This is a genomic window from Ancylobacter moscoviensis, assembly GCF_007559435.1.
GTDB lineage: Bacteria > Pseudomonadota > Alphaproteobacteria > Rhizobiales > Xanthobacteraceae > Ancylobacter > Ancylobacter moscoviensis.
Map to the genome: position 1 here is coordinate 52,250 of NZ_VMBP01000007.1, position 19,713 is coordinate 71,962.

The 19,713-nt window shown below is 66.5% G+C and carries 17 protein-coding genes; 9 read left to right on the top strand and 8 right to left on the bottom strand.

Annotated features, from left to right (window positions below):
• The first annotated feature begins 34 nt into the window (after nt 1-34).
• From FO470_RS18455 to FO470_RS18465, 3 genes are read left to right on the top strand one after another with little or no spacing between them, the layout of a single operon-like run.
• Nucleotides 35-1,108: an ABC transporter substrate-binding protein gene (locus FO470_RS18455; protein ID WP_144344463.1), complete on the top strand. Its 1,074-nt coding sequence runs from the start codon at nt 35-37 to the stop codon at nt 1,106-1,108.
• A gap of 1 nt (nt 1,109) precedes the next feature.
• On the top strand, nt 1,110-1,865 hold the full coding sequence (locus FO470_RS18460) for an ABC transporter ATP-binding protein (RefSeq protein WP_144344464.1): 756 nt from the start codon (nt 1,110-1,112) through the stop codon (nt 1,863-1,865).
• A gap of 6 nt (nt 1,866-1,871) precedes the next feature.
• Nucleotides 1,872-3,272 carry an MmgE/PrpD family protein gene (locus tag FO470_RS18465; protein WP_144344465.1) on the top strand — a complete coding sequence of 467 codons (1,401 nt, stop codon included), beginning with the start codon at nt 1,872-1,874 and terminating at the stop codon, nt 3,270-3,272.
• Nucleotides 3,273-3,804: 532 nt separating this feature from the next.
• Here FO470_RS18465 and FO470_RS18470 read toward each other — a convergent pair.
• Entirely contained in the window at nt 3,805-4,521 is a 717-nt protein-coding gene (locus FO470_RS18470; RefSeq protein ID WP_186292025.1) for a GntR family transcriptional regulator, read from the bottom strand.
• A gap of 328 nt (nt 4,522-4,849) precedes the next feature.
• On the opposite strand from FO470_RS18470, the gene FO470_RS18475 reads away from it, so the two are divergent.
• Nucleotides 4,850-6,229 carry an aminotransferase family protein gene (locus FO470_RS18475; protein WP_144344467.1) on the top strand — a complete coding sequence of 460 codons (1,380 nt, stop codon included), beginning with the start codon at nt 4,850-4,852 and terminating at the stop codon, nt 6,227-6,229.
• A gap of 85 nt (nt 6,230-6,314) precedes the next feature.
• On the top strand, nt 6,315-7,169 hold the full coding sequence (locus FO470_RS18480; protein WP_144344468.1) for a DMT family transporter: 855 nt from the start codon (nt 6,315-6,317) through the stop codon (nt 7,167-7,169).
• Between the two features lie 37 nt (nt 7,170-7,206).
• On the opposite strand, the gene FO470_RS18485 is transcribed toward FO470_RS18480, so the two are convergent.
• From FO470_RS18485 to FO470_RS18510, 6 genes are all read right to left on the bottom strand, one after another.
• Nucleotides 7,207-8,133 carry an aminotransferase class IV gene (locus FO470_RS18485; protein WP_144344469.1) on the bottom strand — a complete coding sequence of 309 codons (927 nt, stop codon included), beginning with the start codon at nt 8,131-8,133 and terminating at the stop codon, nt 7,207-7,209.
• A gap of 36 nt (nt 8,134-8,169) precedes the next feature.
• Nucleotides 8,170-8,952: an ABC transporter permease gene (locus tag FO470_RS18490; protein WP_144344470.1), complete on the bottom strand. Its 783-nt coding sequence runs from the start codon at nt 8,950-8,952 to the stop codon at nt 8,170-8,172.
• 1 nt (nt 8,953) lies between these two features.
• Complete coding sequence (locus FO470_RS18495; protein WP_144344471.1) at nt 8,954-10,138, bottom strand: ABC transporter permease; 1,185 nt, start codon at nt 10,136-10,138, stop codon at nt 8,954-8,956.
• A complete protein-coding gene (locus FO470_RS18500; protein ID WP_144344472.1) occupies nt 10,135-11,202 on the bottom strand; it encodes an ABC transporter ATP-binding protein in 1,068 nt (355 codons plus the stop codon). The genes FO470_RS18495 and FO470_RS18500 overlap by 4 nt, the downstream gene beginning before the upstream one ends.
• A 166-nt stretch (nt 11,203-11,368) precedes the next feature.
• Nucleotides 11,369-12,424, bottom strand: coding sequence for an ABC transporter substrate-binding protein (locus tag FO470_RS18505; RefSeq protein ID WP_144344473.1), 1,056 nt, complete (start codon nt 12,422-12,424; stop codon nt 11,369-11,371).
• 66 nt (nt 12,425-12,490) lie between these two features.
• Nucleotides 12,491-13,876 (bottom strand): aspartate aminotransferase family protein, encoded by a 1,386-nt coding sequence (locus tag FO470_RS18510; protein ID WP_144344474.1) that lies wholly within the window; start codon nt 13,874-13,876, stop codon nt 12,491-12,493.
• 844 nt (nt 13,877-14,720) lie between these two features.
• Here FO470_RS18510 and FO470_RS19585 point away from each other — a divergent pair.
• Nucleotides 14,721-14,885, top strand: coding sequence for a hypothetical protein (locus FO470_RS19585; RefSeq protein WP_186292026.1), 165 nt, complete (start codon nt 14,721-14,723; stop codon nt 14,883-14,885).
• Nucleotides 14,886-15,051: 166 nt separating this feature from the next.
• Here the strand turns inward: FO470_RS19585 and FO470_RS18515 are convergent, their stop codons facing one another.
• Complete coding sequence (locus FO470_RS18515) at nt 15,052-16,284, bottom strand: benzoate/H(+) symporter BenE family transporter (RefSeq protein WP_144344475.1); 1,233 nt, start codon at nt 16,282-16,284, stop codon at nt 15,052-15,054.
• 121 nt (nt 16,285-16,405) lie between these two features.
• Here FO470_RS18515 and pdxR point away from each other — a divergent pair, with 121 nt between their 5' ends.
• From pdxR to FO470_RS18530, 3 genes are all read left to right on the top strand, one after another.
• Nucleotides 16,406-17,896, top strand: coding sequence for a MocR-like pyridoxine biosynthesis transcription factor PdxR (pdxR, locus tag FO470_RS18520; RefSeq protein WP_144344620.1), 1,491 nt, complete (start codon nt 16,406-16,408; stop codon nt 17,894-17,896).
• Between the two features lie 298 nt (nt 17,897-18,194).
• The gene (locus FO470_RS18525; protein ID WP_144344476.1) at nt 18,195-18,983 is read left to right on the top strand and encodes a YggS family pyridoxal phosphate-dependent enzyme; all 789 of its coding nucleotides are present in this window, start codon (nt 18,195-18,197) and stop codon (nt 18,981-18,983) included.
• Nucleotides 18,984-19,266: 283 nt separating this feature from the next.
• Complete coding sequence (locus tag FO470_RS18530) at nt 19,267-19,479, top strand: cysteine rich repeat-containing protein (RefSeq protein ID WP_144344477.1); 213 nt, start codon at nt 19,267-19,269, stop codon at nt 19,477-19,479.
• Nucleotides 19,480-19,713: the final 234 nt, after the last annotated feature.

The window sequence follows — 19,713 nt, forward strand, 5'->3', positions numbered from 1 at the left end:
CGTTCATCCAAGAAACCAGAAGGGGACAGATGAGATGACCACGTTCGAGCCTTTGAGCCGGCGCGACCTGCTGCGTGCCGGCGCCGGAACCGGCCTGATGATCGGCATGGGCGCCACGGGGCTGATCACGCTCGGCCCGGTCGCCGAGGCGGTGGCCGAGACCGGCCGGGTGCTCAAGGTGAACACGCTTGCCGCGACCGCCGCCATCAACGTGCCGATGCAGGCGGCGCTGAAGGCGGAGCTCGCCAGGATCGCCGGCTTTGCTGCGCCGGAGGTGCGCCCGACCGCCAAGATCCCGCAGATCGCCTCGGAGGTGATCGCCGGGGCGGCCGATCTCGGCGACGCGGATGTCGCCTCCAGCCTCGCGGCGGCGGAGGCGGGCGCCGACATCAAGATCATCGGCCTGTCCTACAACAACACGTCGCAGGTCGTGGTCGTCAACGCCGACAAGACGAAGAGCCTCGAGGGGATCGCCCAGGAGGGCGGCACCATCGCCGTCAACAGCATCGGCGACTTCATGTACGTCATGCTGATCGGCGCGCTGATCAAGCGCCAGATCGATCCCAAGAAGGTCAACTTCATCGAGATGGGGTCTTCCGGCGACCGCGCCCGCGCGCTGATGGCCGGCCGCGTCGACGCCGTGCCGATGCATATCGAGCAGGCGGCCGAGCTCGCCACCAAGGGCAACTACCAGATCCTGGTGCGCCCGTGGGAGGAGTTCGGCAACTGGCTCAGCGCCGTCGTCATGACCACCGGCAAATGGCTGGAGCCGGACGCCAACAAGACGGCGGCGGTCGCCGTGCTGAAGGCGGTGCTCACCTCCTTCCGCAAGGCCAATGGCGACTATGGCTGGTACAAGGAGCAGGTGGGCCTCTACGCCTCCTCGAAATCGCTGAAGGAGGCGGACGACGCCTTCCTCAAGCCGGTCTGGCAGACGCTCACCACCGACATCAAGGCGTTCCCGGCCGACATGCAGACGATGACGCCGGACGAGTTCGCCAAGGTATTGCCGGTCTACAAGGAGGCGGGCGCGCTCAAGGGCACGCTGAAGCTCGACGGCATCATCGACCGGACCTATGTCGACCAGGCCGTGAAAGAGCTCGGCTGACATGACGCATCTGTCCGTATCGAATGTCTGCAAGTCGTTCGGCAGCGTGCCGGTGCTGGTCGACCAGTCGCTGGACGTGGAGGAGGGCGAGTTCGTCGCTCTCCTCGGCCCGTCCGGCTGCGGCAAGTCCACCCTGCTGCAGATCATCAACGGCCTCGTGCCGGCCGATCGCGGCACCATCCTGCTCGACGGCAAGGACATCACCGGCCGGACCGGTGCCGGCCGGGGCATGGTGTTCCAGGGCGCCGACCTCTTCCCCTGGCGTACCGCGCTGGAGAACGTCGCCTTCGGCCTCGAAGTGATGGGTGTCGGCAAGGCCGAGCGGCTCGAGCAGGCGCGGCATTATCTGCATCTCGTCGGGCTGCGCGGCTTCGAGGAAGCCTGGCCGCACCAGCTGTCCGGCGGCATGCAGCAGCGTGTCGGCATCGCCCGCGCCTTCTGCATCCGTCCGAGCCTCCTGCTGATGGACGAGCCCTTCGGCGCCCTCGACGTGCAGACGCGCGACATCTTGCAGGACGAGCTGGTGCGCATCTGGGAGGCCGAGCGCAAGATGGTGCTGTTCGTCACGCACGGTATCGAGGAAGCGCTGTATCTCGCGGACCGCATCCTCGTCTTCTCGAAGCGCCCCGCCCATGTGCTGCGCGAAATCGTCGTGCCCTTCGAGCGGCCGCGCCGCGAGGAGATGAAGCTCGACAGCACCTTCCTGGAACTACGGCGCGAGATCTCCGATCTGCTGCGCCACGACATACACGCATAGGCCCTCATGAACGACCTGACCGCCACCGGCGCCGGAATCGGCCGCTCCATCGCCGCCACCCTCTCCCGGCTCACCTATGACGACTTGCCGCCGGATGTGGCGCGGATCGTCAAGCTGTTCACGCTCGACACGCTGGGCGTCATCGGCGGCGCCGCGAAGGCGCCGGGCATGGCCGATCTCCTCGCGGCGCTGACCGCGTGGGAGGGGGACGGCAAGGCGACGCTGCTGCTCGACGGCCGGCGGGTGAACCCGGCAAGCGCGGCGCTCGCCAACGGCGCCGCCGCGCACAGCCTCGATTTCGACGATCAGCACGATCCCGCGCGGGTGCACGTGTTCTGCGTCGTGCTGCCGGCCGTCCTGGCGGCGGTGGAGGCGAAGGATGGGCCGACCAGCGGCCGGGACTTCATCACCGCGGTGGCCACGGGCGTGGAGCTGTTCTGCCGGCTTGGCCTCGCCTGCTACAATTCCCTCGGCAAGGGATGGCATCCGACCACGGCGCTCGGCTCGATTTCCGCCGCGGCGGCGGCGGCGAAGATCTTCGGCCTCGACGCGGAACGCACGCTGCACGCTCTGGCGCTGGCTTTCGTCCAGCTCAGCGGCACCACGCAGTTCATCGCCGACGGCGCGCTCGCCAAGCGGATCGGCCCCGGCTTCGCCGCGCGTTCCGGCGTGCTCGCGGCGCATCTCGCCGCGTATGGCCTTACCGGCCCGTGGCGGTTCCTCGAAGGCGAGGCTGGCCTCTTCAAACTCTATGAGCGTGGCGAGGTGAAGCCCGAAATCCTCACCGGGGGGCTCGGCGAGACCTGGCATGTGCGCGATCTCAGCATGAAGCCCTATCCGTGCTGCCGCTGCGTCCACACCACGATCCAGCTGGCGCTCGAACTGCGCGCGCAGGGCCTGCGCGGCGAGGAGATCGACAGCGGCACCATCGAGCTCGGCGAAGTCAATCGCAAGATCGTGGGGGCGCCGTTCGACCGCGCTCATGCCAATCCGGTGGTGCATGCCCAGTTCAATGCCGCCTATGGCTTCGCCGCCGCTCTGACCGACGGCAAGGTGGAGATCGCCAGCTACGCGCCGGACCGCATCCGCGCCGACGACGTCGCCTTTGCCGGCCGCTTCACCACCATCGCCGCCTCCGACATCGAGCCGACCGCCATCGCGCCGGCCCGCGTGTCGCTGCGGCTCAAGGATGGCCGGACACTGATCGCGGAGCGCTGGACGATGAAGGGCGCGCCGGACGAGCCGATGAGCGAAGAGGAAGTGTTCGCCAAGTTCCGCGCGTGCCTCGGATGGGGATTCGATGCGCCGGCGGATGCTGTCCTGCGCTTGCAAAAGAAGGTCATGGCGCTCGATACGCTGGAAGATGCGCGTGAGCTGGTGACGGACTTCCTCGCCTGCCGGCGCTGATCTGGCGCGTCCCGGCATTCAGGCCGGAATCGCAATTCCACTCTTCGGCTGTCCGCTCTTCGGCTGGTCGCGACGCTCACGCCGCACGGAGCGCGTCGGGATTTCCAAACGCGCGCGGAAGACGGCCAGTGATTGCATGAGCCGGAAGCCTCGCGCCCGCGATCTTGTCGTCGATCGTGACCGCGGCTGCCCATGGGCGCCGTCGGGGATGGACGTTTTCGGGCCTCCGCTTCGCCATGCCCGGCCCTCTGCACCATGCGGCCGCGTTCCGCATGGCGCGCAGCTCCGGCGTTCCTGTCTCCGTACGGCTCCGGCTTCAGGGTAAGCCGGATTTCGTCCCATCCGGATGGATTCCGGACGGTGTCGCCGGCGGGCTCCTTGCTCAGGCGGGGAGGGGCGGCGCGGGGACGCTTGTGGAGCCGCCCGCGCCGGAGTCCGGGTCTATCGCGAGGGGCGGAGGACGCCGGTGGGGCAGGGCGCCGCCGTGGAGAGGGCGGGGACGGCGACACTGTCCTCCCTTGCCGCCGGACGCCTATGAGGAGGAGGAGGCGCCGGTCTGGGGTGTCTTGTCCAGCGTCCAGCCCAGCCGGCTGTAGAGGTAGCGCTGGTAGCTGAGGATATCGACCCGGCGCAGGTCGCGCACGCGCGCGCCGTCGCGGGTACGCAGCGCCAGTACGATTTCCTGCATGATCTGGTTGGTGAATTCGAGGAAGGCGGGATCCTGCACCATCGGCGCGTGCAGCGCCCGCGCCATCATCGGCGCGCCGCGCAGCCGCATCGTGCGGATCAGCGAGGCGAGAAGCGGCGAGCCGCAATGCTCGGAAACGAAGAAGGCCCAGTTGTGGATGCTGCGCATGTGCTCCGCCGGGGTGCCGTGGAACTGCGCGTGGTGGGAGGCCCGCGTCAGTTCCTGCAGCCGGTCGAAATCCGGCTCGGTCGCGCGGAGCGTGAACAGCGCGGCGGCCTCGCCTTCCAGCAGCGCGCGCAGCGACCACACCTCGTCGCATTGCGCCCGCTCCAGCAGCGGTACCTGAATGGTGCGCGCGGGCGTTACCTCCAGCGCGTCGTCGGCGACGAGGCGCGCCACCGCCTCGCGCACGGGCTGCATGCTGGTGCCGTAGGTGGTCGCCAGCGAGCGCAGCGATACCTTGGCGCCCGGTAGCATCTTCCCGTCGAGCATGTCCTGCCGGATGGCGGAGTAGACCTGGTCCGACAGCGTGCTGCCGCCATTGCCGTTCTGCTGTGTCACGCGTCCCTCGTTTTCCACGACGCCGGCGTCCGGAGGCTGCCGGCCGGACGCGGCGGCCCGGCCCCGCGCGGGCGGTCCCCTTCCTTCCTTTGGCCCAGTCCCGCCACGGCGTCCATAGCCGGTGGCCGGTGAGCCGGCCTTCCGCCGGCCGAGTAGCATGCGTAGTGTGATCACAATCGGCGGTGCTACGGATATTGCTACCATGGTTTGGGGGTCGAAAGGCTCAGACTTAGGTCGGAATGCGCGCAAATGCGTAAAGCCTTGACGCTGCCGAGGAAGTGAATGTAGCTTTTTCCATCAACTGTGATCACATATTGGGAGCGCGTCGATGAACGTCCAGGCGCGGGGTGCCAACCACCCCGGCAACATGGTCATGCTGCCCTTCTCCAACCTTCGGCGGCTGCGCGAGGAGCGCCCGCTGATGTTCGTGAAGGGCAAGGGCATCTACACCTTCGACGAGCATGGCCGGGACTACATCGAGGCGGTTTCGACCTTCTACTGCGTCAATCTCGGCTTCAGCGACGAGGAGTTGATCGAGGCGGCGGTGGAGCAGCTTCGCGCGCTGCCCATGTACCCCTCGGGCATTCACCGCACCGTGCCGGTGGTCATGGAGCTCGCCGAGCGCCTGGCGGAGAAGGCGCCGGTGCGCGGCGGCCACGTGATGTTCGCCACCACCGGCTCGGAGGCGAACGACCAGCTGCTGAAGTTCACCTGGTACGCCAACCGCGTCGCCGGCGAGCCGCAGCGCCGCAAGATCATCTCGCGGCGGGCGAGCTACCATGGTGGCACCATCGCCACCACCGCCCTAGCCGGCAGCCCCGCTTTGCAGGAGGCTTTTGGCATTCCGACCGGCGACAGCCTGTTCGTTTCGCACCCGACCTGGCCCATCGGTGCCAATCCGGGCGAGACCGAGGAAGCCTATACCGACCGCCTCGTCGAGGAATTGCGCCAGACGATCGAGGCCGCCGGGCCGGAGACGGTCGCGGCTTTCATCGCCGAGCCGGTCTCGGTCTCGTCGGGCATGTTCCCGCCGCCGGTCGGCTATTTCCAGAAGGTGAAGGCGCTACTCGATCGCTACGGTATCCGTCTATTCGCCGACGAGGTCGTAACGGGCTTCGGCCGCACCGGGCGCCTGTGGGGCAGCGAGACGCTGGGGATCGAGCCGGATTGCATCAGTTGCGCCAAGGGGCTCTCCGGCGCCTATCAGCCGATTTCCGCCGTGGTGATGTCCGATGACTTCTACAGCTACCTCGAAGAAGGCAGCAATTCGGCCGGCATCTTCAACCATGGCGGTACCTATGGCGGCCATCCCGTCTCGGCTGCGGTGGCCCTGAAGGTGCTCGACATCTTCGAGCGCCGGAACATTCTCGGCCATGTGCAGTCGATCATGCCGATCTGGCAAAAGGCGCTGGCGAGCCTTGAAGATCACCCGCTCGTCACCGCCACGCGCTGCTTCGGCCTTGCCGGCGCGGTACAGATCGCTCGTCCGGGCGAGGGCGGGCCGGTGGCCGCGTCACCTTCGCTCGCGCCGGGCGGCCTGAGCGAGCAACTCTATCAGGAGGGCCTCGCCGCCGGCGTCGTCGTGCGCCCGTTGCAGGGCTGCGTCGTGCTTGCGCCGCCGCTCATCATCACCGAGGCCGAGATCGGCGAGCTCTCAAGGCGCCTGCGCGTCGCGCTGGATGCCACACTCGCCGCCCTTCCGCGCTGACTGGCCGCGCGGCATCTATCTCCGTGTCTCGCGCATGAACCAAAGGGGGCGGAGCGGTTCGCCCCCTGCCGGTGGATTTCCCGACATGAACATGATCGACCGTTGGTTGGCGGTAGGCGTCGTCGCCTGCTGGGCCGGCACGCTGGTGCTGGTGAAGCAGGGCGTCGCGGAAATGCCCCCCATGCTCATGAGCGTGATGCGCTTCACGCTCGTCGCTGCGCTGGTGGTGCCGTTCACACGCATCGGACGGCGGCACATACCCTGGCTGCTGCTCGTGTCCTTCACATTTGGCACGGTGCATTTCGGCCTGCTGTTCATGGCGCTGGGCCTCGCCGAGGTCGGCACCAGCGCGGTGCTGGTGCAGCTCGGCGCGCCGATGGCGAGCCTTCTCGCCTGTCTCGTCTTCCGTGAGCCGCTGGGTCTCATGCGGGCCTTCGGACTGGCGCTGACGGTTGCCGGCGTGTTCGTGCTGGCGCAGGGGCCGACCTTCCCCGGCTTCCTGCCGCTGGCCTTGCTGGTCGCCAGCGCCGCCGGTTGGGCCGTCACCAATCTCGTCGTGAAGCTCATGCCGCCGTTGGACGCCATGGCTCTGACGGGGTGGTCTTCACTGTTCTGCGTGCCGCAGCTTGCGGTGGCGGCGCTGCTGTTCGAGGGCGATCCCTGGCCCCACCTCGCCGCGGCTGGCTGGCACGGATGGAGCGCGGTCGTCTACAGCGCCGTCGTTTCGTCAGTCATGGCCTATGGCGTCTGGTACTGGTTGCTGGCGCGCAATCCGGTAAACGCCATCGTGCCCTATTCCATGCTTAATCCGGTGATGACGATCGGCCTTGGCGTGCTCGTGGTCGGCGAGAGTATTCCTCCGCTCAAGATCGCCGGCACGGTGCTGATCCTCGGCGGCGTGCTGCTGGTGCTCCGGCAGCGGCGGCCGGCCGCCGCCTGAAGAGGATGCCGGCGCCGGGTCGGCATCCTCCGCCGCGTCAGAGTATCTCGGTGCCGTGCCAGCCCTCGGCGCGCTTCTGCCAGAAGGTTTCCTTCAGCTGCATCGAGATCGGACCGGGCACGTCATTGCCGAGGATACGACCGTCGATCCGCGTCGCCGGCATGATGCCGCCCGCGGTGGTGCAGGCGAAGATCTCGTCGGCGTTGACGAATTCCTCGACCGTCACGTCGCGTATCTCAAGCGGCAGCCCCAGTTCTTCGCAGAGCTCGAAGACCGAGAGGCGGGTAATGCCGTCCAGTCCGCCACGCGCGGGCGTGATGACGCGACCGTTGACGATGCAGAACACGTTGAAGCCCGGACCTTCGGTGACGTTGCCGGCCTCGTCCGTCAGCACGGCGAAGTCCGCGCCCGCCTCCTTGGCCTCGAACATCCCCTCGGTCAGGTCGCCCCAGTGGAAGTTCTTCACGCGCGGGTCGAAGGAGGATGGGGGAATGCGCTTCACCTTCGGGATCATCAGATGCATGCCGCGCACTTCCATTTCCGGGCTGACGACCGAGATCCACGGCACCGCCGAACAGGAGAGATAGGAGCGGCAGGAGGCGGGATGGCGTAGCGCTCCCGGCGCCGGCGAGGCCCGCAGGCATTCCATTGATACGTAGGCGTCGCGCACATCCGCCATCAGCACCAGCTTCATGAGGATGTCGCGGATCTCCGCGTCGCCCTCCGGCGGCTCCATGTGCAGCGCCGTCATCGAGTTGCGGAAACGGTTTATGTGGTCGTCGAGCCGGAAGAAGCGCCCATCGCGCACGCCGACGACGTCGTAGGTGACGTCCGAGCGCCGGTAGCCCCAATGAGTGACGGGAATCTTCGCCTCGGCGAGCGGCATGAATTCGCCGTCGAGATAGGCGGCCCCTCCGGCATATCTGCCACGCAGCGTGGCGATCTCGTCGGTCATCGCGTCCATTTCCGGGTTTCCTTTCTTTTCGAAGGGCCGATCATCTCAGCGGGCACCGCTGAAGCGGCGACGGGCCAGCAGGACAAGCAGGGTGAGAAGCACGGTGCCGGCGATGAACAAGAAGGCGGCCGCGGCGATGGCAGGACTGATGCTGTCGCGCAGCGTGGCGAACATCTGCCTGGCCAGCGTCCGCTGACCGGGACCGGCAAGGAAGATGTTGAGCACCACCTCGTCCAGCGAGACGGCGAAGGCGAGAACGGCCCCGGTCATGATGCCGGGAAAGGCGAGCGGCAGCGTGACGTGCCGGAGCGTCGCCGCCGGTCCGGCTCCGAGGCTCGCCGCCGCCAGCTCGAGCCGCGTGTCCATGCCCTGCAGCGAGTTGGCCACGCTGACGATCACCAGCGGAATGGCGATCACCGTATGGGCGATGATGATGCCGGCATAGGAGCTGGAGAGCCCGAGCTTCGCGTAGAGGATCTGCATGCCCACGCCCAGCACCACTGCCGGCACCACCATCGGCAGCAGGAAGACGGTGTTGAGCGGGGCGCTGATGAAGTTGAGCTTCTCGCGCAGACCCAACGCCGCCAGAACACCGAGCACCGTTGCCAGTATCGTGGTGCCAGCGCCGATGATCAGGCTGTTGACGATGGAGTCGCGCCAGACCGGCGTGGTGAACAGCTCCTCGAACCAGCGCAGGGAGAAGGACGGGATCGGATAGATCAGGAACTGGCTGGAGGTGAAGGCCAGCGGCAGGATGACCACCAGCGGCAGGAGCAGGAAGCAGACCGCCAGAACGCCGAAGACGGCGGAGATGAGCTTGCCGGCCATCTCACATCCTCCCGTTCACGCTGGTGCGGCCGGAGAGCTGCACATAGACGACGTAGAGGATGAGCGTGATGACGAGGAGCACGATGCCGAGCGCGCTCGCCATGCTCCAGTTCGCGGTCTGGGTCGAATAGAAGGCGATGACCGAGGAGATCATCTGGTCGCCGGCGCCGCCGACCAGGGCGGGCGTGATGTAGTAGCCGACCGCCGTCATGAAGACGAGAAGCGCCCCCGAGATCACCCCCCTCAGGCTGAGCGGCAGCAGCACGTGGAGGAATGCCCGCAGCGGATGCGCGCCCAGCGAGGTTGCGGCCGGCATGAGGTTGGTCGGAATGGTCAGCAGCACGCTGTAGATCGGCAGCACCATCAGCGGCAGCAGCACATGCGTCATGGCGATGACCACGCCGGTGCGGTTGAAGATAAGCGGCAGCGGCGAGGAGATCGCCCCCATGCTCAGCAGGAAGCCGTTGATCAGCCCCTGCTCCTGCAGAAGGATGAACCAGGCGGCGGTGCGCACCAGAAGCGAGGTCCACAGCGGCAGCAGCACGGCCGTCAGCAGGATGGTCCGCGTGATGCCCGTCGAGGCGGCTGTGAGCAAGGCATAGGGATAGCCGATCAGCACGCAGAAGAAGGTGACCACGGCGGCGATCCAGAAAGTGCGGATGAAGATCGTCCGGTTGGCGGAGGCGCCGTCCGGCAGTCCCGCGATCTCGCCCGCCTTGTTGCGCTCGAGGTCGACGGCGGCGAGCAGATAGCGGTCGGTCATCGGCTCCAGGGCATCGGCGATGGCGATCCAGAAGGCCGGTTGTGCCCACCGCTTGTCGACATCCGTCAGCAGCGGGCCGGTTTCCGGCTTCGCGACCGCCGACAGGGTCTTGGTCATCAGCGTGCGATAGCCGGACTGGGCGCTGTTGAGGCGGCGCACCATGTCGCCAACTGCCTTCTCGTCGTCGGCGGCGCGCAGGTCGGCGATGAGGGCGGCCTGCATCGCCTCGGTCGGCGGCGCGGTCCGATCCCAGCCGGCGATCGCCTCGGTGGTGCGTGGCAGCAGATGCAGCACGGCGTCATCGAGGACCGACTGCTTGACCATGATGCCGAGCGGCCAGACGAAGAAGATGCCGATGAACAGCGCCAGCGGCAGGATCAGCAGCGCCGCCCGGGTCTTTCGGTTCCAGAGCCGGGCCGTCATGGGACGATCACCCAGCAGTCTTCCGGGGCGAAGGTCGCGTTGATCTTCGCTCCCGGCGTCCATTCCGCCGCGCGCCGGTCGCGCCGGGCGACCAGCCGCTGGCCGGGCCCCTGCAACTGCACGCGCAGATGATCGCCCTGATAGATCGAATCTGTCACTGCGACGGGGATGCTGTTGATCGCCGCCGGCGCCTCGGACAGTTCGACCTTCTCGGGCCGGACGGTCGCCAGCACGCGGCGGCCGGCATCGAATTCCGCCCGGTCGCGTACCCGCAGCATGCCGCCGCTGTCGAGCCGGATCAGCGCCTCGCCGCCTTCCCGGCCGGCGATTTCGCCCTCCATGAGGTTCGTCTCGCCGATGAACTCGGCGACGAAGCGGGTCGCCGGATGGTCATAGATCATGCGGGGGGTATCGATCTGTTCGATCAGCCCCTTGTTGAACACCGCGATCCGGTCCGACATGGTGAGTGCCTCGGACTGATCGTGCGTGACGAAGACGATGGTGAGGCCGAGCCTCCCGTGCAGTTCGCGAATGTCGAGCTGCATCTGCTCGCGCAACTGCTTGTCGAGTGCGCCGAGCGGCTCGTCCATCAAGACCACGCCGGGCTCGAACACCAGTGCACGGGCCAGCGCCACGCGCTGCTGCTGGCCGCCGGAGAGCTGCGCCGGCCGGCGCTCGCTCAGCGCGGCGAGCTGCACCATGTCGAGCGCCCTGTTGACCCGCGCGTCGATCTCCGCCCGTCCGACACCGCGCATCTTCAGCGGGAAGGCGACGTTCTGCGCCACGGTCATATGCGGAAAGAGCGCGTAGCTCTGGAACACCACCCCCATGTTGCGCCGGTGCGAAGGGATGTCGTTGATCATATGTCCGTCGACATAGATCGTTCCTTCCGTCGCGTCCTGAAAGCCGGCGAGCATCATCAGGATCGTCGTCTTGCCGGAGCCCGACGGCCCGAGCAGGCTCAGAAACTCGCCGCGCACGATGTCGAGGCGCAGATTGTCGACCACGCGCAAGGCGCCGAAGGTCTTCGTCACGCCGTCGAGGCGAATATGGTAGTCGACCACGTCCGGTCTCCGTTCGGTGCCTGGCCGTCTCCGGCCCGCATGGGGCGGACCGGAGCAGGGCGTCAGGCGGACTGACGGGAGCCTGCGGTGCCGACCGCAGGCGAAGGATCGGTGAGGCGCCCGGCGGCCCGTCCGGAGACGGGCGGCCGGGCCGCGGCGGCGGTCGTCAGCGCGCGGCGAGCCAGGCGTTGAAACGCTTGGTCAGGCTCTCATTGTTGTCGATCCAGAACTCGATGTTCAGCGGCACTGCCTCGGCGAGGTTCTTCGGATCGGTCGGCAGGTCCTTGGAGATTTCCGCCGGCACCATCGCGGCGGCCTTCTTGCTGGGCAGGCCGTAGGTGATGAGCTCGGCCATCTTCACCTCCGGCTCGGGCTGGCTCATGAAGGCGATGGCCTTCATCGCCGCTGCCTTGTTTTCCGAGCCCTTGAGGATGACCCAGCTGTCGGTGGCGGTGACGTTGCCCGGCCAGACGAAGACGAACTTCTTGCCTTCCTTCTTGTTCACGTTGGCGATGCGCCCGTTGTAGGAGGCGGTCATCGCCACCTCGCCGGATGCCAGAAGCTGGATCGGCTGCGCGCCGGCTTCCCACCAGATGAGATTGGGGCCGAGTTCCTCCAGCTTCTTGAAGGCGCGATCGATGCCTTCCGGCGTCGACATGACCTCGTAGAGTTCCTCGCGCTTCACGCCGTCGGCGAGCAGGGCGAATTCGATGGTGTATTTCGGGCCCTTACGCAGCGCGCGCTTGCCGGGGTACTTCTTCAGATCCCAGAAATCAGCCCAGCTCTTCGGCCCGTCCGGCCATTTCTCGGAATCGTAGGCGAGGCCGGTGGAGGAGGTCAGCGCGCCTACACCGCAGTCGCTGACGCTCTCGTCGAGGAAGTCCTCCTTCGGGCCGATCTGCTCCCAGTCCAGCTTCTCGTAGATGCCGTCGGCGCAGCCCAGCACCAGTTCCTCTGCCTCGACCTGCACCAGGTCCCAGTTCGGCGTGCCGGCGCTGACCTTGGATTGCAGGACGCCGTAGCCGCCGTCCCAGGAATCCTCTAGCACCTTGGTGCCTTCCTTCTCCGCAAAGGGCTTGAAATAGGCTTCGCGCTGGGCGTCCTGGGTGGCGCCGCCCCATCCGACGATGGTGAGATCGCGGGCCAGCGCCGGCGTCGTGGCAATGGCGACGACGGCCGCAGAGACGAAACCGAGGCGACGCAAGGCGTACTTGGTGGTCATGCTGCTGTTCTCCAGTTGGAAGGGGGGCCAGCGCTCGAGCGCCGGCATTGTTGTGGGAGGCGGCGGTCAGGCCGGCTCCATCCGGACCGCGAGGGTGGCGGCGACATCGTCCAGCGCCTGGGCGAACGCGGCGAGGAGAGCGTCCACCTCGGCGAGGCTGATGATGAGGGGCGGGGAGAAGCCGATCGTGTCGCCCATGGCGCGGGTGAGCACGCCGAGTTCCTGCAGCCGGGTATTCACCAGCAGGCCGAGGCCGCCGGGCTGTTCCGGAAGGCCAGTCTTGGCCTGCTTGTCGAGGACGAGCTCGACCCCTGCCACGAGACCCACGCCGCGCACATTGCCGACAAGCGGATGATCGGCGAGCGCCTCCAGTCCCGCGCGCAGATGGGCGCCGGAGCGCGCCGCGTTCTCGACGAGGCCGTCCTCCTCGATGATGCGCAGCGTTTCCAGCGCGGCGGCGGCCGTCACCGGATGTCCGCTGGCGGTGAAGCCATGCCCGAGAATGCCGAGGCGCCCGCTCTCCTCGATGATCGGCTCGACGACCTTCTCGTTCACGAGGACGGCGGAGATCGGCAGATAGGCTGAGGACAGCTGCTTGGAGAGCGTCATGATGTCCGGCTCGATGCCGAAGGTCGTGCTGCCGAACAGCGTGCCGGTTCGCCCGAAGCCGCAGATCACCTCGTCGGCGACCAGCAGGATGTCGTACTTGCGCAGCACGGCCTGCATCTTCGGCCAGTAGCCTTCCGGGGGCACGATAACGCCGCCGCCACCCATGACCGGCTCGCCGATGAAGGCGGCGATGGTCTCCGGCCCCTCGCGGAGGATCAGCGCCTCCAGCTCCGCGGCGAGCCGCGTGGCGAACTCTTCCTCGCTCTCGGCCGGCAGGGCGTTGCGGTAATGGTCGGGTGCCGTGACGCGCAGCACCTCCGGCCCGACGAGATCGAAACCGCGATGGTTGGCCGGCAGACCGGTGAGGCAGGAAGCGGCGATGGTCAGGCCGTGGAAGGCACGATCGCGGGCGATGAACTTCTTGCGCTCCGGCTGGCCCATGGCGTTCGCCCGGTACCAGACGAGCTTGATGACGGTATCCACCGCCTCGGAGCCGGAGTTGGTGAAGAATACTTTGCTCATCGGCACCGGAGCGAGGCTGACGAGCTTCTCGGCAAGGTCGACCACCGGCCCGTGCGAGCGATGGGCGAAGGTGTGATAGTAGGGCAACGTCTTCATCTGTTGATAGACGGCATCGGCCACCCGGGTCTCGCTGAAGCCGAGCCCGGCGCACCAGAGCCCGGCCAGCGCCTCGATGTATTTGCGGCCGGAAGCGTCGAAGACATGCACGCCCTCGCCACGCTCGATGACCAGCGGACCGATCTCGCGGTGCCTGGCGGCATTCGTCGCGGGGTGGAGATGGAAGGCGATGTCGCGGGCTTCGATGGAATTGGGGAGTGGCATGGATGGCCCCTTTTGATGCCTATCAAATATGCATGATTGCTAGGCGGGCAGCTTATTGTGTGATCACAGTTGCTGGACATGACTGAAATCACAGGTGTTTTTCGGTCCGCAAATCCGCGGAATGGGCTTCCGGAACCCAATAATTGACATCGGATCGGCAAATGTGATCACGAAAAGACTCCTTATAATCTGTGGCTTGTGTCGATGGCGGGTTGGGGTGATCCTGATTTCGCAAAAGCCGTTCCACTTTCCGTTGGGGCCTGGTTAGCCTTTGGTCGGGGAGAGGATCAGGGCGGCTGTGGGGCCGTGCGATCACGGCTGGGAGCCGTTGGCGCGTGCCAATGCGGGAGCTATCGCCCCTCGATGTGGTCGAGGGGACGCTCGACGCTTAGGTGACTGTTTGCCGGTGTTTCTTGAGGCGCCGAGCGGCTGGCCTTTGCCGCAGGCGCCTTCAGCTTCGCTCTGCGAGCGCCGATCCAGCCCGCGCAGCCGCTGCCTCCCGCCGCCTGTGGGGCGTGGGCAAGTGTCTCTGGATGAGCTTCTGTCTCTGGATGAGCTTCTGTCTCTGGATGACCTTCGACGTGGTGCAGGAGCAGGTCATCCGTGCGTGCTTCTGCCCCGTTCGATCACCGGCGGCATTCCTTATCGGTTCAAGCAATTGATTGACCTGATTTCGCAGAAGGATGTGCTCTTTTCGTTCGATGCCAATGGGTTTTCGGGGGGGTAAATGCCAGCCGAGCTGCGGTAATATATGCTCGGGGATTGGATTGAGCGCCCACGTCAACTTGGACACCGGGCGAGAGCTACGATTTCCAGAAGCCCTAACGTCGAGGCTTGGCTCAGGATGATCGGCGTAACGAATATCGATTCAATTCTGATCGAGCGCACGCTGTTTGAGTTGGAAGCTGAGCAGGTGGCGCGTGCGAACGCAAAGATCGAGGCAGAACGGCTGGCACTGGAGTTTTGTACCCGAGTGAAGTGGTCGGTGGTCGAACGGTGCAGGCTCTGATCAACGGCACCAGAGCCGATGGTCTATGGCGCATCGATCATAAGAGAGCGAGACGTTCATCCGCGCGGAAGCGGGACTCCCGCGCGGAGCGGCGGCATGCCAAAGGCGGCCGAAGTGGAGGAGGTCATCGGTTCCGACTTGGGACGGCGGAGGCGGGTTTCGGCCGTCACTTCGCGGCGGCTTCGTTCCCGGTCCGCCCGGCCCGGCGGCGGCGCAGCAGGCGGCCGTTCAGGACGAGATGGGCGAGAAGACCGACGACCAGTCCCCAGAACGCGCCGCCGATTCCGAGCAGCTTTATGTTCGCGGCGGAGGCCAGGAAGGTGATCAGCGCGGCTTCGCGGGACGCCGGATCGGCCATCGCTCCGGCGAGGCTGCCCCCGATCGTGCCGAGCAGCGCCAAACCGGCCAGCGTGGTGATAAAGGTCGCCGGGAAAGCCATGAAGACGGCGGCGAGCGTGACGCCGAACACCCCGACCAGCACGTAGAAACAGCCGGCCGCGATGCCGGCGATCCAGCGTTTCGACGGGTTTTCATGCGCCTCCTTGCCCGTGGCGATGGCGGCGGTGATCGCGGCGATGTTGAACGCATGAGACCCGAACGGAGCCATGACGAGCGAACCCAGTCCCGTCACGGTGACGATCGGGTTGGCGCTGGTCCTGAAACCGTCGTTTCGCAGCACGAGCATTCCCGGCATGTATTGGCCGGTCAGCGTGATGAGGAACAGAGGCAGCGCGACGGACAGCAGCGCGTTCACCGAGAACTCCGGGCTGGTGAAGACGGGGGCCGCGAACTCCAGCTTCAGTTCCGACAGATCGACCCGCCCCTGCACGAGCAGGAGGGCCAGCCCGAGAACGAGGATGCCGACCACGGCATAGCGCGCCGAGAAGCGCTTCAGCGCGAGATAGGCAACGACCAGCAGGCCGACGAGCAGCGGATCGACGCTGGCGCCCCCGAACGCGCCGATGCCGAACGGCAGCAGGATGCCGGCCAGCAGGCCGGAGGCGATGCCCGGTGGAATCAGCCGGATGACCTTCTCGAAACAGCCCGATAACCCGAGCCCGACGAAGGCCGCCGCCGAGGCCATGTAGGCGCCGATGGCTTCCGGATACGGCGTCGTCGCCAGAGCCGTGACGAGAAACGCGGCCGCCGGCGTGGACCATGCCGTGATGATCGGCTCGCGATAGCGCCAGCTCAGGAACAGTCCCGTCAGTCCCACGCCAATGGACACCGACCAGACCCAGGACGCGGTGAGTTCCGGGCTCAGTCCCGCGACCTTCGCCGCCTGAAAGACCAGAATGAAGGTGCCGCCATAGTTGACGATGACGGAGATCAGGCCGGCGATGGCCGGATGGACGAGGTCGCTCAGGCGAATGGGAGACGATGCGGCACGGGACGACATGATCCTGACGAACCTCCTGAAGGTCGGCGCGGGATTACAGGCGGGATTTCAAGCGGGCTTGACACATAGCCGATCAATGGTCGGATATTTCCGTCCATTTTTGTCGAATGAGTCAGACCATTTGTTCAGGCATTCCCAGCTCGAATCGGTGAAAGCGTGGATCGCCCATCCCGCTCACGTGGCGATGCCGCTTCATGCCCGGATCCAGCGGGCCATCCGGCAACTGATCGTCGATGGTGCGCTCGGGGCGGGGAAACCTCTGCCGGCCTCGCGCGCGCTTGCCCTGTCGCTGGGCGTATCGCGCGACACGATCGAGGCGGCCTACGCCCAGCTCCACGCCGAAGGTTTCATCGACCGCCGCGTCGGGAGCGGCAGCTTCGTGGCGCAGATGACGGAGTTCGCATCCGGCCATCGCCCGTTCCGGCGGGATGCGCCGCCGCGCCACCAGGCTCCGAAGCTCAGCAAGCGCGGCAACGCCATGTTCCATGGTGGCGGGATACACGACGCGCTGTTGCCCAGGCCGTTTTCGCCCGGCGTGCCGGAAACGCGCAGCTTTCCGCTGCAGCTCTGGGAGAGGCTGGAGCGACAGGTGCGCCGGGAGGTCGGCACGCAGGCTCTGGCTCATGGCGATCCGCAGGGCACCGAAGCGCTACGCCGTGCCATTGCCGATTACGTGAACCTTGAGCGCGGGGCGCGCGCCACGGCCGACCGGGTGCTCGTCCTCACCAGTTCGCAGCAAGCCATGATGCTGTGCGCCAACGTGCTGCTCGATCCCGGCGACCGGATCTTCATCGAAGACCCGGCCTATCACGGGGCGCGCAAGGCGTTCGACGCGGCAGGGCTGGAATGCGTCCCGATCCGGGTAGACCGGCACGGGATCGTCGCTGAGCGAATCCTGGCCGAACCGCGCAAGGCCAAAGCCGTTTCTTTGACGCCGTCCCACCAGTTTCCGACCGGCGCGACGCTGGCGCTCGACCGGCGACTGGCGCTGATCGAATGGGCGGCACGGCATCAAGCGTGGATCATAGAGGACGACTACGACAGCGAATTCCACTATGCCGGCAAGCCGATGGCCTGCGTGCAGGGGCTCGATCCCCATGACCGGACGATCTATATCGGCACCTTCACCAAGTCGCTCTTTCCGGGCCTGCGGATCGGTTACGTCGTGCTGCCGCCGCAACTGGTGAAGCCGATGACCATCGCGCGCACCCTGCTCGACGGGCATTCCGCTCCGATGGCGCAACTGACGCTGGCCCGGTTCATGGAGGGCGGGCATTTCGGCGCCTATGTCCGGAGCATGCGCGGCATCTATGCGCAGCGGCTCGAGGCGCTCGCCGATCTCGTTCGGAAGCACCTGCCGGATTTCGTCGAGCCGCGCATTCCCGTCGGTGGGCTGCAAATGCCCTGCCTGCTGACCGGCGACCTGTCCGAGCGCGTTGCCATCGACGCCGGGCGGAACGCGGGCATCGAGCTTCTAGGCTTGTCGGCGCTGCACGCCACGGATGATGCCGAGGCTGGCTTCCTGATGGGCTTTGCAGCGTCCACGCCTGCCGAGATCGAGGTTGCGGTCAAGAGGCTGGCGAATGCGCTCCGGGCAGCAACGAAACGGTGAAGGCGATCCGGTTCTGCCGGGACCTCCCGCGTAATGGTCTGGCCGACCGCTCAAAAGTGGAAGGGAGCGGCGGATCATTTTCCCGGTAGATGCGATGGGTGGCGCCCAGTCCCGCCGCATGGGTCATGGGCCGGCCGCGCAGGAGATCGTCAATGGGATCATCGGCTGTGCCGCCGTCCGCGGTCGGAAAGGCGGGAGGCGTCGCCGTCGCCTTCTCCACTGCAGATGAAGCCGCTGCCACCGGCGACACGATCCCCCTGCGAGGGGTGACCTGCTGCCGGTCGGGAGCGCGAGCAAGATGAGACCATTCTCGAAGACGGGGCTTCTGCCGGAGGAGATCGCCCGGTTCGGCGCCGATCCCGCCGGTACGTTCGCAGCGAACCTTTGCGCCGTCCAGGATCGCATCGCGGCGGCCTGTCATCGCAGCGGACGCCATCCCGAAGACGTCCGTCTCCTGCCCGTCACCAAGACGGTCCCTGCCAATGTCCTGCGGTTCGCCCATGCCGCGGGGATCTCCGACTTCGGGGAAAACAAGCTCCAGGAGGCTCGCGACAAACAGGCCGACCTCGGCGACCTGTCCATCCGCTGGAGCATCATTGGCCATCTCCAGACCAACAAGGTGAAGTATCTGGTCCGGCTGGCGTCGGAGTTTCATGCGCTCGACAGCATAAGGCTGGCGGAGGAACTCAACCGCCGGCTCGACGCCCAGAATCGTGACCTGGACGTCTTCGTACAGGTCAATACCTCGGGGGAAGACAGTAAATACGGCCTCCGTCCCGACGATCTCCGGCCGTTCATCGAACGCCTGGCGGACTATCCCCGGCTCAAACCGCGCGGCCTGATGACATTGGCTATCTTCAGCGCGGAGACGGATCGCGTGCGCGGTTGTTTCCGGCTGCTCCGCGACTTGCGGGACCGCGCCGTTGCCGTCCATCCGGGCCTGACGCAGCTTTCCATGGGCATGTCGGCGGATTTCGAGACCGCCATCGAGGAAGGAGCGCACATCGTGCGGGTTGGTCAGGCGATTTTTGGCGCGCGACCGACGGGCGATGCCTTCTATTGGCCGGGCCTTGCTCCCGGAGCGTGAAGCCCAAGGCAGGATCGCGAGGCGTGGGAACTGCTTCCAACGATGCGCACTTCGACGTCGACAGCGGCGGTCATAATCGAGGGCACGGGCGTCTCGCCGCGCCTTGGCCGCGTCGTCTTGATACCGATCTGCCCCTGAGACCGTGATGGCGGTGCCATTGATGCGGCAGGCTTGCGGCTCCGAGCTGCGCCCTTCCGCATCCGCGGATGCGACCAAGAATCGACATCGCTGGCGGTTCCCCATTCGGTTATCCGGCTCGAACCGATCATCGAGGGGAACCCCTATGCGCACCACGCTTATCGCTCTTGCTCTCGTCGCCACCTCCACGATCGCCTTCGCCCAGGAAGGCGACCTCGTGACGTACTGCAAGGCCGACATTGCGCGGCTGTGCAACGGCGTGCAGCCGGGTGGGGGGCGCGTGATGAAGTGCCTGAAGGCGCACACCAAGGAAATGTCGGTCGGCTGCGCGCAGGCCCTGCAGAAGATGAAGGGCTGACGTCGCGCCGGTGAGGGGCGGATCGCTTCGAGGGTCTGTCCGTCATCGCCGAGGCGTCCTGATCAGTCGAGCCGCGCTGGACAAGGGGCTCGACGCGCGAAACAGGGCATCATTTGCCTGCCGCTAGGCCCTTCAGATGCGAGGCATCGGCAGCTCGCCGCACTGGCGCATCTGAGCGAGGAAGAGCGGCAGGCCGCGCGGCGCGTGTGGCAGGAGCAGAAGGTCAAGCTGCGT

Coding starts and splice junctions, on each gene's coding strand:
- FO470_RS18455 (WP_144344463.1), top strand. CDS start 35: ATGACCACGTTCGAGCCTTTGAGCCGGCGCGACCTGCTGCGTGCCGGC.
- FO470_RS18460 (WP_144344464.1), top strand. CDS start 1,110: ATGACGCATCTGTCCGTATCGAATGTCTGCAAGTCGTTCGGCAGCGTG.
- FO470_RS18465 (WP_144344465.1), top strand. CDS start 1,872: ATGAACGACCTGACCGCCACCGGCGCCGGAATCGGCCGCTCCATCGCC.
- FO470_RS18475 (WP_144344467.1), top strand. CDS start 4,850: ATGAACGTCCAGGCGCGGGGTGCCAACCACCCCGGCAACATGGTCATG.
- FO470_RS18480 (WP_144344468.1), top strand. CDS start 6,315: ATGAACATGATCGACCGTTGGTTGGCGGTAGGCGTCGTCGCCTGCTGG.
- FO470_RS18485 (WP_144344469.1), bottom strand. CDS start 8,133: ATGGACGCGATGACCGACGAGATCGCCACGCTGCGTGGCAGATATGCC.
- FO470_RS18490 (WP_144344470.1), bottom strand. CDS start 8,952: ATGGCCGGCAAGCTCATCTCCGCCGTCTTCGGCGTTCTGGCGGTCTGC.
- FO470_RS18495 (WP_144344471.1), bottom strand. CDS start 10,138: ATGACGGCCCGGCTCTGGAACCGAAAGACCCGGGCGGCGCTGCTGATC.
- FO470_RS18505 (WP_144344473.1), bottom strand. CDS start 12,424: ATGACCACCAAGTACGCCTTGCGTCGCCTCGGTTTCGTCTCTGCGGCC.
- FO470_RS18510 (WP_144344474.1), bottom strand. CDS start 13,876: ATGCCACTCCCCAATTCCATCGAAGCCCGCGACATCGCCTTCCATCTC.
- FO470_RS19585 (WP_186292026.1), top strand. CDS start 14,721: ATGATCGGCGTAACGAATATCGATTCAATTCTGATCGAGCGCACGCTG.
- FO470_RS18515 (WP_144344475.1), bottom strand. CDS start 16,284: ATGTCGTCCCGTGCCGCATCGTCTCCCATTCGCCTGAGCGACCTCGTC.
- FO470_RS18525 (WP_144344476.1), top strand. CDS start 18,195: ATGAGACCATTCTCGAAGACGGGGCTTCTGCCGGAGGAGATCGCCCGG.
- FO470_RS18530 (WP_144344477.1), top strand. CDS start 19,267: ATGCGCACCACGCTTATCGCTCTTGCTCTCGTCGCCACCTCCACGATC.